Source organism: Sulfitobacter sp. UBA1132, assembly GCF_002311545.1.
Classification (GTDB): Bacteria; Pseudomonadota; Alphaproteobacteria; order Rhodobacterales; family Rhodobacteraceae; genus Sulfitobacter; species Sulfitobacter pontiacus.
Window position 1 is genome coordinate 1 of sequence record NZ_DCAN01000007.1, and the last position, 13266, is coordinate 13266.

At 62.0% G+C, this 13266-nt stretch carries 14 protein-coding genes; 8 read left to right on the forward strand and 6 right to left on the reverse strand.

Going from position 1 to position 13266, the window contains the following annotated elements:
* The 8 genes from B4F27_RS06005 to B4F27_RS06040 form a co-directional block, all read left to right on the forward strand.
* Positions 1–1630: conjugal transfer protein TrbE (locus tag B4F27_RS06005; RefSeq protein WP_286759142.1), on the forward strand; the 1630-nt coding region annotated here is incomplete at its 5' end.
* On the forward strand, positions 1627–2370 hold the full coding sequence (trbJ, locus tag B4F27_RS06010) for a P-type conjugative transfer protein TrbJ (RefSeq protein ID WP_286759143.1): 744 nt from the start codon (positions 1627–1629) through the stop codon (positions 2368–2370). The genes B4F27_RS06005 and trbJ, both read left to right, overlap by 4 nt.
* Positions 2371–2382: 12 nt before the next feature.
* The gene (locus tag B4F27_RS06015; protein ID WP_021204029.1) at positions 2383–2700 is read left to right on the forward strand and encodes a hypothetical protein; all 318 of its coding nucleotides are present in this window, start codon (positions 2383–2385) and stop codon (positions 2698–2700) included.
* Positions 2697–4079: a P-type conjugative transfer protein TrbL gene (trbL, locus tag B4F27_RS06020; protein WP_011716364.1), complete on the forward strand. Its 1383-nt coding sequence runs from the start codon at positions 2697–2699 to the stop codon at positions 4077–4079. The genes B4F27_RS06015 and trbL overlap by 4 nt, the downstream gene beginning before the upstream one ends.
* An 18-nt stretch (positions 4080–4097) precedes the next feature.
* On the forward strand, positions 4098–4802 hold the full coding sequence (gene trbF / locus B4F27_RS06025) for a conjugal transfer protein TrbF (protein WP_011716365.1): 705 nt from the start codon (positions 4098–4100) through the stop codon (positions 4800–4802).
* Positions 4799–5791: a P-type conjugative transfer protein TrbG gene (gene trbG / locus B4F27_RS06030; RefSeq protein ID WP_057386849.1), complete on the forward strand. Its 993-nt coding sequence runs from the start codon at positions 4799–4801 to the stop codon at positions 5789–5791. Before trbF ends, trbG begins: the two co-directional genes overlap by 4 nt.
* Positions 5792–5793: 2 nt before the next feature.
* Positions 5794–7074, forward strand: coding sequence for a TrbI/VirB10 family protein (locus B4F27_RS06035; protein ID WP_020203103.1), 1281 nt, complete (start codon positions 5794–5796; stop codon positions 7072–7074).
* Positions 7071–7316 (forward strand): DUF2274 domain-containing protein, encoded by a 246-nt coding sequence (locus tag B4F27_RS06040; protein ID WP_011716368.1) that lies wholly within the window; start codon positions 7071–7073, stop codon positions 7314–7316. The genes B4F27_RS06035 and B4F27_RS06040 overlap by 4 nt, the downstream gene beginning before the upstream one ends.
* 292 nt (positions 7317–7608) lie before the next feature.
* On the opposite strand, the gene B4F27_RS06045 is transcribed toward B4F27_RS06040, so the two are convergent.
* The 6 genes from B4F27_RS06045 to B4F27_RS06070 form a co-directional block, all read right to left on the reverse strand.
* The gene (locus B4F27_RS06045) at positions 7609–8583 is read right to left on the reverse strand and encodes a DMT family transporter (RefSeq protein WP_286759144.1); all 975 of its coding nucleotides are present in this window, start codon (positions 8581–8583) and stop codon (positions 7609–7611) included.
* Positions 8583–9143 (reverse strand): gamma-glutamylcyclotransferase, encoded by a 561-nt coding sequence (locus B4F27_RS06050; RefSeq protein ID WP_008889148.1) that lies wholly within the window; start codon positions 9141–9143, stop codon positions 8583–8585. Before B4F27_RS06050 ends, B4F27_RS06045 begins: the two co-directional genes overlap by 1 nt.
* Before the next feature lie 47 nt (positions 9144–9190).
* Positions 9191–10072 (reverse strand): DMT family transporter, encoded by an 882-nt coding sequence (locus B4F27_RS06055; RefSeq protein ID WP_008889147.1) that lies wholly within the window; start codon positions 10070–10072, stop codon positions 9191–9193.
* Positions 10073–10160: 88 nt separating this feature from the next.
* The gene (locus B4F27_RS06060; protein ID WP_286759145.1) at positions 10161–11126 is read right to left on the reverse strand and encodes a prephenate/arogenate dehydrogenase family protein; all 966 of its coding nucleotides are present in this window, start codon (positions 11124–11126) and stop codon (positions 10161–10163) included.
* Between the two features lies 1 nt (position 11127).
* Positions 11128–12225, reverse strand: a complete 1098-nt coding sequence (gene hisC, locus B4F27_RS06065; protein WP_286759146.1) for a histidinol-phosphate transaminase — start codon at positions 12223–12225, stop codon at positions 11128–11130.
* A 52-nt stretch (positions 12226–12277) separates the two neighbouring features.
* The gene (locus tag B4F27_RS06070) at positions 12278–13150 is read right to left on the reverse strand and encodes a chorismate mutase (RefSeq protein ID WP_231959620.1); all 873 of its coding nucleotides are present in this window, start codon (positions 13148–13150) and stop codon (positions 12278–12280) included.
* Positions 13151–13266: the final 116 nt, after the last annotated feature.

The window sequence follows — 13266 nt, forward strand, 5'->3', positions numbered from 1 at the left end:
CGGCCGCCTGCGCCGCCAGTGGTTCGCCAAGCGCAAGAACGTCGTCGCACTGCTGCGCGAAACGATCTTCCAGCAGGAAAGCCCGCTGGTGGATACCGACGCCAGCAACAAGGCCGCCGACGCCGATGCGGCCTTGCAGGAGTTGGGCAGCGATCAAGTCGCGTTCGGCTATCTCACCGCCACGGTGACAGTGCTCGACGCCGACCCGGCAGTGGCCGACGAGAAGCTGCGCATGGTGGAGCGCGTCATCCAGGGTCGGGGCTTCGTGACCATCCCCGAAACGCTGAACGCCGTGGATGCGTGGCTGTCGTCCATTCCTGGCAACGCTTACGCCAATGTGCGCCAGCCCATCGTCTCGACGCTGAACTTGGCGCACATGATGCCCTTGTCAGCGGTGTGGGCCGGGCCGGAGAAGAACGACCATCTGGACGGCCCGCCGCTGATCGTCACCCGCACCGATGGCGCGACGCCTTTTCGCTTGGTCACGCACATCGGCGACGTGGGCCACACACTGGTCGCCGGGCCGACCGGCATGGGCAAGTCGGTACTGCTTGCCATTCTGGCCATGCAGTTCCGGCGCTACTTCGGCTCGCGGATCTTCGCCTTCGACATGGGCCGCTCCATGCGTGCCACGATCCTCGGCCTCGGCGGCGAACACTACGACCTCGGTGCCGATGGCGGCATCGCCTTTCAGCCGTTGGCCCGTATCGACAGCGAGGGCTACCGCACCTGGGCGGCTGAATGGGTGGAAGGCCGGCTACTGCACGAAGGCGTGACCGTCGGCCCCGACGAGAAGGCAGCCATCTGGTCGGCGCTGGGTAGCCTCGCCGGTGCGCCGGTGGAACAGCGCACGCTGACCGGGCTTTCCGTGCTGCTGCAATCGAACGCGCTACGGCAAGCGCTGTCGCCCTATGTGCTTGGCGGCGCCCACGGCAAGCTGCTGGACGCCGACCGCGACCGGCTGGGCATGGCCGACGTGCAGGGCTTCGAGATGGAAGAACTGATGCACAGCCCCGCCGCCGTGCAAGCGGTGCTGCGCTACCTGTTCGCCCGCTTCGATGAGCGTTTCGATGGTGCGCCCACGCTGCTGATTCTGGATGAAGCCTGGCTGTTCCTCGATGAGCCATCTTTCGCGGCCCGCATCCGGCAATGGCTCAAGACGCTCAGGAAAAAGAACGTCAGCGTCATCTTCGCCACGCAGAGCCTGGCGGACATCAAGGACTCGACCATCGCGCCCGCGATCATCGAGAGCTGCGCCAGTCGGATTTTCTTGCCTAACCCGCAGGCGACCGAGCCGCAGATTCGCACGATCTATGAGGGTTTCGGGCTCAACAGCCGGCAGATCGAGATCGTCGCCACCGCGCAGCCCAAGCGCGACTACTACTACCAGTCGCGTCTCGGCAACCGACTATTCGATCTCGACCTGGGGCCGTTGGCGCTCGCCTTCGCGGGCGCATCCACCCCTCAAGACCAACGCGACATCGACCGCGTGCTGACGCAGGCCGGCGCCCCCGGCTTCACCGGCGCGTGGCTGCGCCATCGCGGCCTCGATTGGGCTGCCGACCTGTTGCCGTCCGCACCGGCGGCAGCGTCCTTCCTCGCTTCTCAACCCCTGGAGGTTTCACCATGAAGACCCAACCCCGTTTGCTGTCCATCTCGCTCGCTGCCGTGCTGTCGGTATCGCTGCTGGCCTCACAGCCGGCGTCCGCGCTGACGGTGTTCGACCCGTCGAACTTCGTGCAGAACACGCTGACAGCCATCCGCACGCTGGAGCAGATCAACAACCAGATCAACCAGCTCCAGAACGAAGCGCAGATGCTGATGAACCAGGCACGCAATCTGGCGAAGCTGGACTTCAACATCGTCAACCGGCTGCGCTCGACGCTCGCCACCACTGAGCGCCTGATCGCCGAGGCACGCGGCCTGGCCTACGACGTGCAGAGCATGGACGCCACGTTCGCCCGCCTGTACCCGGAGCAATATGCCGCCACCATCAGCGGCGACCGCATGGCGCAGGACGCCCGCGAACGCTGGCAGAACACCTTGAACGGTCTGCACACCGCGATGCGGATGCAGGCGCAGGTGTCGCAAAACCTTGCTCAAGACGAAAGTGCGCTGGCCGACCTCGTGAGCCAGAGCCAGTCGGCCACCGGCGCTCTGCAAGCCATGCAGGCGACGAATCAGCTTCTCGCCTTGCAGGCCAAGCAGTCGATCCAGGCGCAGCAGCTCCAGATCACGCAAGACCGGGCCGCTTCGCTGGAACTGGCGCGGCAGGCGGCGGCGACCGAACGCGCCCGCGAAGTGCGGCGGCGCTTCCTCGGCACCGGCACGCCGTACACGCCGCAGTCCGTCAACTTCTACAACAACTGACGGGAGGCGGCCATGCGATGCGCTTCCGTCCTGCTGGCCGTGCTGCTGACCGCTTGCGGCCAGCAGCCGGTCGAGAACTTGGCCGACGCCCTGGCCGCCGACCCCGTGCGGCTCAAGGCGCTACGCGGGCAATGCGCGGCTGATCGGCAAGCCGTAGGCGAGGACGCCTGCCGCGCCGCCGCCGAAGCCTTCCGGCGACGCTTCTTCGCCGGCCACACCGGGCCGGACGAATACGAATCGCTGACCGAACTGCCGCCGATTCCGCCGAGCTTCGACACGCCCACCGACGACATGCCAGCGCCGCTCACCTCGCCGGAGAACACGCCATGAACGACGTGACCATCATCGACCGTTTCCTCGATACGTTCTCGCGCTACATCGACTCGGGCTTCGGGCTGCTACAAGGCGAAGTGGCGTTTCTCACCGCCACGCTCATCGTCATCGACATGACGATCGCGGGCCTGTACTGGGCCATGAGCCACGCCACCGGCCAGGGCGAAGACGTGATCGCCAAGCTGCTGCGCAAGGTGCTCTACGTCGGCGCCTTCGCCTACATCATCGGCAACTTCAACTGGCTGGCGAGCATCGTGTTCCGCTCGTTCGCCGGCCTGGGAATCACGGCCACCGGATCGGCCATCACGATGGAGAATTTTCTTCAGCCGGGGCGGCTGGCGAAAACCGGCATTGACGCAGGAGCACCGATTCTGGAACAGATCGGGGACATGGCCGGGTTCCCCGAGGTGTTCGTGAACATCGACCCCATCGTGGTGATGTTCCTCGCCTGGCTGGTGGTGATCCTCTGCTTCTTCGTGCTGGCGGTGCAGCTTTTCATCACGCTGATCGAGTTCAAGCTGACCACGCTCGCCGGCTTCGTGCTGGTGCCGTTCGCGCTGTGGAACAAGACGAGCTTCCTGGCGGAAAAGGTGCTCGGCAACGTGGTGTCTTCGGGCATCAAAGTCTTGGTGCTGGCCGTCATCGTCGGCATCGGTTCGGGTCTGTTCGCCGAGTTCCAAGCGCATCCCGATGAACCATCCATCGACCATGCGCTGGTCGTGATGCTGGCCTCGCTCGCGCTGCTGGCGCTGGGCATCTTCGGCCCCGGCATCGCCACCGGCCTGGTGTCCGGTGCGCCTCAGCTTGGCGCGGGCGCGATGGCCGGTGCTGCTGTCGGCGCTGTCGGCACGGGCGTCGCCATCGGTGCCGCCGCGACCGGCGTGGGCGCCGCCGTAGCCGCCGGGGCACGCATGGCGCCAGCCGCCGCGAAGCTGGCCGGTGCCGGGGCGCGTGCCGCCACCTCAGCGGCTGGCAACGCGCGGTCGGCGTTCCAGGCGGGTTCCACCGCTGCGGGCGGCGGGGCCAAAGGCGCGGCGGCTGGCCTTGGCAATGTCGCCAAGACCAGCGCACAGGCCGCCAGCCGCCGCGTCGCTTCTGGTGCTTCCGCAGCAGGGCAGAAGATGACCAGTTCCTTTCGTGCCGGCTGGAACGGATCTTCGGACGATGCCGGTGCAGCCGCGGCGGGCCAATCCGCCGCAAGCGAGGCCGCAGACGGCGCTGCCAACTCGCAGAAGCAAGAGCAACCCGCCTGGGCCAAGCGGATGCACCGCCGCCAGCAGATCACCCATGCCGCGACCACCACCGCCCACACGCTGCGCGGTGGCGACGGCGGCGGCTCAGGGCAAGGCCCGAGCCTGCGCGATTCCGATACCTGACCCTCAAGGAGAACACCCATGCGATTCAAACGACCGCAGGTGCGCTACGCCGATACGCCGCAGCCTGCCACCCCGTATCAAGCCGCCGCCCAGGTGTGGGACGAGCGTATCGGCTCGGCCCGCGTGCAGGCCAAGAACTGGCGGCTGATGGCCTTCGGCTGCCTGGTGCTCGCGCTACTGATGGCCGGTGGCCTGGTATGGCGCTCGGCGCAGTCCATCGTGACGCCTTACGTCATCGAGGTCGATCAGGCCGGACAGGTTCGCGCCGTGGGCGAGGCCGCCACGCCGTACCGGCCCGCCGATGCGCAGATCGCGCACCACCTGGCACGCTTCGTCAGCCTGGTGCGCTCGCTGTCCATCGACCCCATCGTCGTGCGGCAAAACTGGCTCGATGCCTACGACTACACCACCGACCGGGGCGCGGCCGTGCTCAACGACTACGCCCGCACCAATGATCCATTCGCTCGCATCGGCAAGGAATCGGTGACGGTGCAGATCACCAGCGTGGTGCGTGCCAGCGACACGTCTTTCAACGTGCGCTGGACGGAGCAACGGTTCGTCAATGGCGCACCCGCTGGCACCGAACGCTGGAACGCCGTGCTTTCCACCGTCCTGCAAACCCCGCGCACCGAACAGCGCCTGCGCAAGAACCCGTTGGGTATCTACGTCAACGGCCTGTCGTGGAGCCGCGAACTGGATTCTTCCGAAGGAGCCAAGCCATGAACCTGCCTTTCCGCTTTCACGCTTTGCCGTTGATCCTGCTTGCCCTCGCGGGCTGCGCCTCGCAGGGCAAGCCGCCGCCGACCATCTCACTTGATGAGCCAGTGCTGGCCCAGCCGCTGCCCGAACCGCTCGCGCCGGTGGAAGTCGTCGCCGTCCCCGAGCCGCTGGCGTTGCCGGCGCAGTTGAAGCCACTGCCGGAGGTCGATGCGGCCCCGGCTGCGCCGGAGCCAGCCAACGAGAAGGTACGTGTTTCCCGTGCCAACGCCGAGGCACGCATCGCACCCACACGCGAGGGCTACGTCAATGCTATCCAGGTGTGGCCTTTCACCGATGGTGCGCTTTATCAGGTCTATGCCTCGCCGGGGCGCGTGACCGTGGTTTCGCTCCAGCCGGGCGAGGAACTGGTGACGGTCGCCGCCGGCGATACCGTGCGCTGGATCGTGGGCGACACGTCCAGCGGCAGCAGCGACGCGCTGCGCGTCAATGTGCTGGTCAAGCCCATCCGCTCGGGCCTGAAAACCAATCTGGTCATCACCACCAGCCGGCGCACCTACCTGCTGGAGCTGACCTCGACGGAAAAGGCATGGATGGCCTCGGTATCCTGGGACTATCCACGCGACCGGATGCTGGCCTTGCAGCGCCAGTCGCAGGCGGCCAGCGCCGCCGCGCCAGTCGATACCGGCCTGGCGTTGGAGAAGATCCGCTTCCGTTACGCGGTATCGGGCAGCAACCCGCCGTGGAAGCCGCTGCGTGCCTTCGATGACGGCGAGAAGGTCTATATCCAGTTTCCGGCGGGCATTGCCCAGGGCGAGCTGCCGCCGCTGTTCGTCATCGGCGTGCAGGGCGACGGGCAACTGGTGAATTATCGTTTCCGCTCGCCGTACTACATCGTGGATCGCCTGTTCGGCGCGGCCGAACTGCGGCTGGGCGGCGATGGCGGCGACGTGGTGCGGATCGAGCGCACCGATGGCGTGGCGCGGAGGAACTGACCATGAGCCAGGATGACACTCCCGACCTCGCCGCTCCGCCGGCGGGCAAGGTGGCGCCCGAGGCTGTGGCGCTGCGTGCCCAGCCGCGTCCGGTCACGCGCCTGAACCGGCGCACGCTGGCCATCCTCGCGGGCGGCCTGTCGGTCGCCGTGCTTGGGGCCACGATCTGGTCGCTGCAACCGCATCGGCGCGGTACGGGCGAGCAAACCGAGCTTTACAACGTCGATCGCGTCTCGAAGTCCGAAGGGCTGGATGCGCTACCGACGGACTACTCGAAGCTGCCGCCAGCCTTGCCGCACGATGTACCCGAGCTGGGGCCGCCGCTGCCGGGCGACCTCGGCCCGGTCATCGTGAAGTCGCAGCAGCCGGTGACAGCCGCCTACGCGGCTCCCGGCCACGACCCGAACGATGCGCTGCGCAAGGAAGCCGAAGCTGCCGCAGCATCGTCCGTGTTCTTCCGCTCGGGTGCGCAGGCGGCCGCGCCGGTCGCGCAGTCGCAGGCCGCCACCGCGCCGGGCTTCGCCGCCAATGCGGCGTTCGACCCGATGGCCGCCGGGCCGGCCTCGACGGCGGCCCAGCCTGCCGATCCGACCGCCGTGCAGAACCGGCAAGACCAGAAGGAGGCTTTCCTGAAAGGCGGCTCTACGGAAACCCGCAATTCCGGCAACCTGACCCTGCCGGCTTCGCCGTATCAGGTCATGGCCGGAACGGTGGTTGCCGGAGCGCTGGTGACGGGCATCAAGTCGGACTTGCCCGGCGACGTGATCGCCACTGTGACAGAGCCGGTCTATGACACGGCCACCGGGCGTTTCCTGCTGATCCCGCAGGGTTCGCGCATCCTGGGCAAATACAACAGCCAGGTCAGTTACGGGCAGAGCCGCGTTCAAGTCGTCTGGAATCGGATCATTCTGCCGGACACGTCTTCGTTGACGCTCGACAATCTGGCCGGCGCAGATCCGGCCGGCTATGCCGGCCTGGAAGACGATGTGGACTACCACTGGGGCCGCATCTTTGCCGGTGCGGCGCTGACGACCCTGCTGGGCGTCGGCGCCGAACTGGCCGCGCCGGAGAATCGACAAGATGGCGATCGCGTCATCATCGCCGGGCGTGACAGTTTGCAGGACACGGTGAATCAAATCGGCCAGGAAGTGACCCGGCGCAACCTCAACATCCAGCCCACCTTGACCCAACGGCCCGGCCTGCCGGTGCGGATCATCGTCAACCGCGACTTGGTGTTGCGGCCGTACCAGCCGCTGTTCTTCAATCGGGGGACTTCACGATGAGCACAACCAAGAAGCTGCGGCTGGGGCCGCTGCCCAAGACCGAAAGCGTCAAGCTCACCTTTGCCTGCCCGGCCAGTCTTAAAACCGACCTCGACCGCTACGCCGCGCTGCACGCGCAGGCGTATGGCGAGGCAGTCGATGCGGCGACGCTGATCCCGCACATGCTGGAAGCGTTCATGGCGGGGGATCGGGGATTCAGAAAAGGAGGGGCAGGCAAGGCCGCCCCGCCGAAGCCGAGTTGACGATGCGGACGCCTCTACCATCCGCCCACGATGAAAGCGCAGCCCAAGGGCTGCGCTTTCGCTTTGAGCGGTGGCTTGCGATAGGCCGGGCTATGATGGCGGTGCGACCTTGCCCGCTCCGCCGCTCCTAGGCTTGCTACCGCGAAGCGCCTATGCGGCACCTAGCTCAAAACGCGGTAAGAGCACACCGAGGCCGAAATCTGGCCTAACCTATTGCCCCACAAGACCTTTCGTACCGTTGCATGTCCGCACTAACGACTTGACAGCGGACATTTTTTATTGCTCAAAAGCTCTACCGCTTTGTGACGCGAACGCGCTCTGTCTTTTTACGCGTGACAAGCCAGATGCCCGAGACAATCAAAACAATGCCCGCCAGATGATAAAGATGCAGCGCCTCGCCCAGAAACGCGATGGCAAGGCCGCTTGAACAGACCGGGATCAGATACATGAACACGCCCGCCTTGGCCGGCCCCACCAGCGACACCCCCCTGTTCCAGAACATGTATCCCAGAAACGCCGGCCCCGCGCCGATATAGAAAATCTTGAGCATATCGGGCCACACCGGATCAAGACTGGTAAAGAACGGCTTTCCATCCACCACCAGCGCCCAGACATAAAGCGGGGTTAAGAAACACAAACCGATCAGGGCCGATACAAACACCAGGCTCAGCGGATGCACACCCTTGGGCGCGCGTTTCAAAAACATCGAATAGGCCGCCCAGACCATGGCCGACATCATCGCCAGCACATCGCCCAGAACGAAATCCATTCTGGCAAAGACTGACGGGTCGCCCTTGGCGATGATGGTCGCGGTTCCGGCCCCGGCCACCAGCACGCCCAGCCATTGACCAAGCCGTGGTTTGTCTGCCGTCAAAAGGGCAGCAAACAACAGAACCCAGATCGGTGTTGTCGCGTTCAGAAGGCCGGTATTGACCGCCGTGGTGTTATAGGCCGCCAGATAAATCACCACCGAAAACAGGAACACACCGGTAAAGCCGATCAGGAACATAGACAATTTGTGGTCCGCCATGATTTTCAGATCGCGACGCAGGTATTTAAAGCAGAACGGCAACAGCAAACAGATCGCAACGATCCAGCGCCAGAATGAAAGGGCCTCGAACGGGACCGTTTCATTGATGCCGCGCGCCACAACGTGGTTTGACCCCCACATCAACGAACAGGCCACCAACATCAAATAGGCCATCGTCAGTGGCGTCTGCGACCCGGTCTGGGTGGCAGAAACAGTCGTTCCGTTTGACTGGCTCATCAGATTCCCGCCCCCATATTGATCTCGCCATATTCGCGCCGCACCAGATCCATCAGATCGTGCAGGGGCGGATCAATGATGCCCATTTCATCAAGATGGCGCACCGTGTTTTCCAGATATTCAAGGTTCGGCCCAACATTGCCGTGGGCCGCAACAATGATTTCGACCGCGGTGCGCACCGGCAGGTTACCGGCATATTGTTCATGGGTCGGATCGGCGACATAGGTATGCGCAATCACCTTGCGTCCGTCTGCAAGCTCGACCTCGACATCGGCCGGGATATAGGTGTTGGTCACAAGTTCGCGCTCATCAAGATAGGCTTTCACCTTTGACCAGTTTTCCTCAGCAATGAGAAACGCGTTGCCAACACATTCCCCGCCCTTGTTCAGGCCAAGAACCAGCCCCGGATTTTCCGGCGTGCCGCGATAATGATGGGAATAGATACAAAACGACCGGTGATAGCCGGGCAGCAGCGCACGTGCGCACTCGACAAATTCAAAGCCCGGCCGCCACAACAGCGACCCGTATCCAAACACCCATTTTTCGCGCGCGTCGCTCACGCATTCCTCCGCTAACTAGCTTTCTGATCTCTTAGAATTACGCGAAACTAACGCTTCATGATCACCAATGCCACCCCAAGGGCGGCAATTGCAAACCCGGCAAAGCCAAGCACGCCAAGTTGTTCATCAAACAGAAGCCAGGCAAAGAACGCGGCTGTTGGCGGCACAAGATAGAACATGCTGGCCACACGGGTGGCTTCGCCCTGCTTGATCAGAACCATCAACAGCATGATCGCCCCGATGGATAAAACCAGCACCAGCCACGCCATCGCCAAAATGAAGTCCATGCTCCATTCAACATGCAGCGGCTCCTTGAACAGCGCGACAACGCCGACAAACACACTGGCAGCAACATATTGAACGACTGTGCCGCTCATCAGTTCCATTCCGGTGCAAAAACGCTTTTGATACAGGGTGCCAGCAGTCATGCCAAAAAGCGCGAAAACCGCAAGCCCGATGCCAAACGGGGTAATGCCAACACCATCGCCAATCTTGGGCAGCAAAACCAGCGCCACCCCGATCAGGCCCAGGATCAACCCGCCCCATTGGCGCATCGAAACCCGTTCGCCCAAAATGGACCCAACGACCGACGCGGTCACAACCGGCTGCAAGCCAACGATCAGCGCGGCTAGCCCCGCCGGCAACCCGGTATCAATCGCCCAGAACACCCCGCCCAGATACACCCCATGCACCAGCACCCCGGTGGTGCCGATATGGGCCGCCTCACGCCAGGTTTTTGGCCATTTCGCCCCCATCAGGAAGATCACCGGGATCATCAGGATCAGGACGATGACAAATCGGACAAAAAGGAAAACGAACGGATCTGCATAGGGCAGGCCAAACTTGGCGCCCACAAAGCCCGTGCTCCACAGGAACACGAACACAAATGGCATGATCCGGGCGAACGCCGGATGATTGGTGGCAGACATTTCATTCCCCTAAGGTCGGTCCGTCACGCGTGGTGGGGCTGCTTGCTGGACCGCACAGGATGACGACAGAATGCCGGTCACTCCCAAATTACTCAGCAGGCTTTTTCTTGCTCTTTTCGTCGCTTTTGCGGTCTTCGCCTTCGGCCGAGAAATTGGCGAAATACTGACCGGCATCAACAATGCCGCGGCGAATTTCACGGGTGCGCGAAAACAGCTCAAACAGCTTGTCGCCCTCGCCCCAGCGAATGGCGCGTTGCAAAGCCATCAGGTCTTCCTGAAAACGTCCCAGCACATCAAGCACCGCTTCACGGTTATTCAGGAACACATCGCGCCACATGGTCGGATCAGACGCAGCAATACGGGTAAAATCACGGAAACCGGTTGCGGAAAACTTGATCACTTCCTGACGCAGTGCGTCTTCAAGATCAGTTGCCGTTCCGACAATCGTGTAGGCAATCAGGTGCGGCAAATGCGATGTGATGCCAAGGATACGATCATGATGATCGGCATCCATGCATTCAACATACATCCCGCAGGCTTCCCAAAGGGCTTTGACCTTGGCAATCGCAGCTTCGTTTTCGCCCGGGATCGGGGTCAGGATGCACCAGCGTTCTTCAAACAGTTCCGGAAAACCGGAATCCGGGCCGGAATGTTCTGTACCGGCCAACGGGTGACCGGGTACGAAATGCACACCTTCATCCAGATGCGGGGCAATATCGCGGATGACCGATTGTTTGACCGACCCAACATCCGAAACAATCGCACCCTTTTTAAGCGCACCAGTCAATTGCGTCCCAATGGCTTCATTGGCACCGACCGGGGCACAGACCATGACCAGATCCGCATCACCAACCGCCTGCTTGATGTCGCAATAGGCCTCATCGGCAATGCCAAGTTCAAGCACCCGGTCACGGGTCGCCTCAGAGCGGACCGCGCAGGTAATCTTGTTGGCAAGGCCGTCACGCTTGATGCGACGGGTCATGGACGAGCCGATCAGGCCCATGCCGATAAAGGCGACAGTTTCAAACAGCGGTTGGGATGCAGTATTGGTCATTTTATGCGTTCACAAAGTCTTTGATGGTCTGCAGGCAGATTTCCATTTCTTCCTTCGTACCGATAGAAATACGAAGCATCTGCGGCAGGCCATAGGCACCGATTTTGCGCGGGATCACGCCACGGGCCATCATGAAATCATTGGCAGCATCGGCGTTCTTGCCTTCTTCTGCCGGGAATTCAACGAGAACAAAGTTGCCATAGCTCGGATGTGCCTTAAGGCCCGAAATCGCGTTCACCTCGTCGCGGAACCACGAAAGCGTCTCGGCATTGTGGCGCACGCATTCATTGACGAAGTCATCATCATCAAGGGCGGCGGCACCAGCTTCCTGTGTCGGCAGCGGCACGTTGAACGGGTTGCGCAGGCGTTGCAGCACATCGGCAATCGCCGGCGGCGCATAGCACCAACCCAGACGGATGCCACCAAGACCATAGATCTTGGAAAATGTGCGGGTCATCACGGTGTTGTTGCCTGCTTTCACAAGCTCTTCACCGGCCGAATAATCTTCCTGACCGGTCATGAACTCGGCATAGGCCGCATCAACCACCAGAACGATGTCTTCGCGCAGACCATCGCGCAGGCGCTTCATTTCCGCATCCGAAATATAGGTCCCGGTCGGGTTGTTCGGGTTGGCAACAAACACGATCTTGGTTTTGTCCGTCACCGCCGCCAAAAGCGCATCAACATCGGTCGTCATGTTGGTTTCAGGCGCGGTTACCGGTGTTGCACCAACGCCCATGGTCGCAATCGGATACATCAAAAAGCCGTGCTGCGAATACAGCACTTCATCACCCGGACCGGCATAGGCACGGATCAGAAGCGTCAGAAGTTCATCAGAACCGTTGCCGCAAATAAGCTGATCAAATTCCAGACCGTATTTTTTGGCCAGCTTGTGACGCAGAACGTCGCAACCGCCATCCGGATAACGATGCAAACGGGTTGCCGTGCTACGAAGGGCTTCCATGGCCTTGGGGCTCGGGCCAAGTGCGCCTTCGTTCGAAGACAATTTGATCACGCGCTGAGCACTGTCAGCACTGGATTTACCGCCTTTGTACGGCGCGATATCAAGAATTCCGGGGCGTGGGGTGGGCGCAGACATCAGGTATATTCTCCCTGGGGAAATTGCAGCCAGTCGCGGCTGCCAAGCATGTTTAACTCAGTGCGTCTTCGGCAAGCGGCACGGCATAGGCCCCAACAACCCGCAAACTTTCGGGGCGAAGGCCTTGCGCGTCCAGTGTGCTCTGAAACGCATTGGTGCGATTACAAAAGAATCCCGGCACATCAACAAGGACAAAACGCCGATCCGTCGCCTCATCGTCAGAAAAGCCAAGGATTACCGATCCGTCGATGCCATCCGCAATTTTTTTGCGCACGGTATCCATCGAAATCTCTTTTGACAGGCTGACCACAAACAGAGTCCGGTCATCGCCACTGTCTTCAAGTTCAATGGCTGCCAGAACGAAACCTTCGGTATCTTCGCCGCGTCCAACCGGGCGCCCGCCAAAGGGCAGTTTTGAAACCACACGCACCGGGCTTTGTTCGCTCAGATGGACCCACCATGGCTGGGCCTCGCCCAATTGCGGTTTGGGAAACACACCAACTGCTGCCCGCCCGTCTTCAACGGCGTTGAACGCTTCGCGCGGGGTATCAAATTCAATAATTTCGTTAAGGCACCCGAAATTCAGGCGTGCCAGTTCCCAACAATCCAGCCCGTCGGCATTGCGGCCAAGTGCCACCGTGTACGGCGCTTCAAGCCGCGTTCCGGCCGCGATCATTTCGCGCCAGATCTGGATCAGGGCGGTTTTGGGAAAGGCCCCTTCATGACGTTCAACAAGGGTACGCATGATGCGGGCTTCACGGGCCGGGCGATAGGGCACCTTGACCTTGCCACCCGCCGCGATCATCCGGTCCTTGTAGGCCCCGACGGCCTGCACAACCTTTGTCCGGCGAATGATCAGCGACTGCAAAGCCTGATCGATCTCATCGATCTCTCCGCGCAGCTCATTCAGGTCAAGATTTGCCAAATTTTTATCGTCAGACGCCATAATCTACTCTTCTTTTGAACGGCGCACAGTATTAGGACAGGGCCGCAGAAATGCAAAGAAAAGATTGACTAACCCCGGCTCTGCTTCATAGCTAG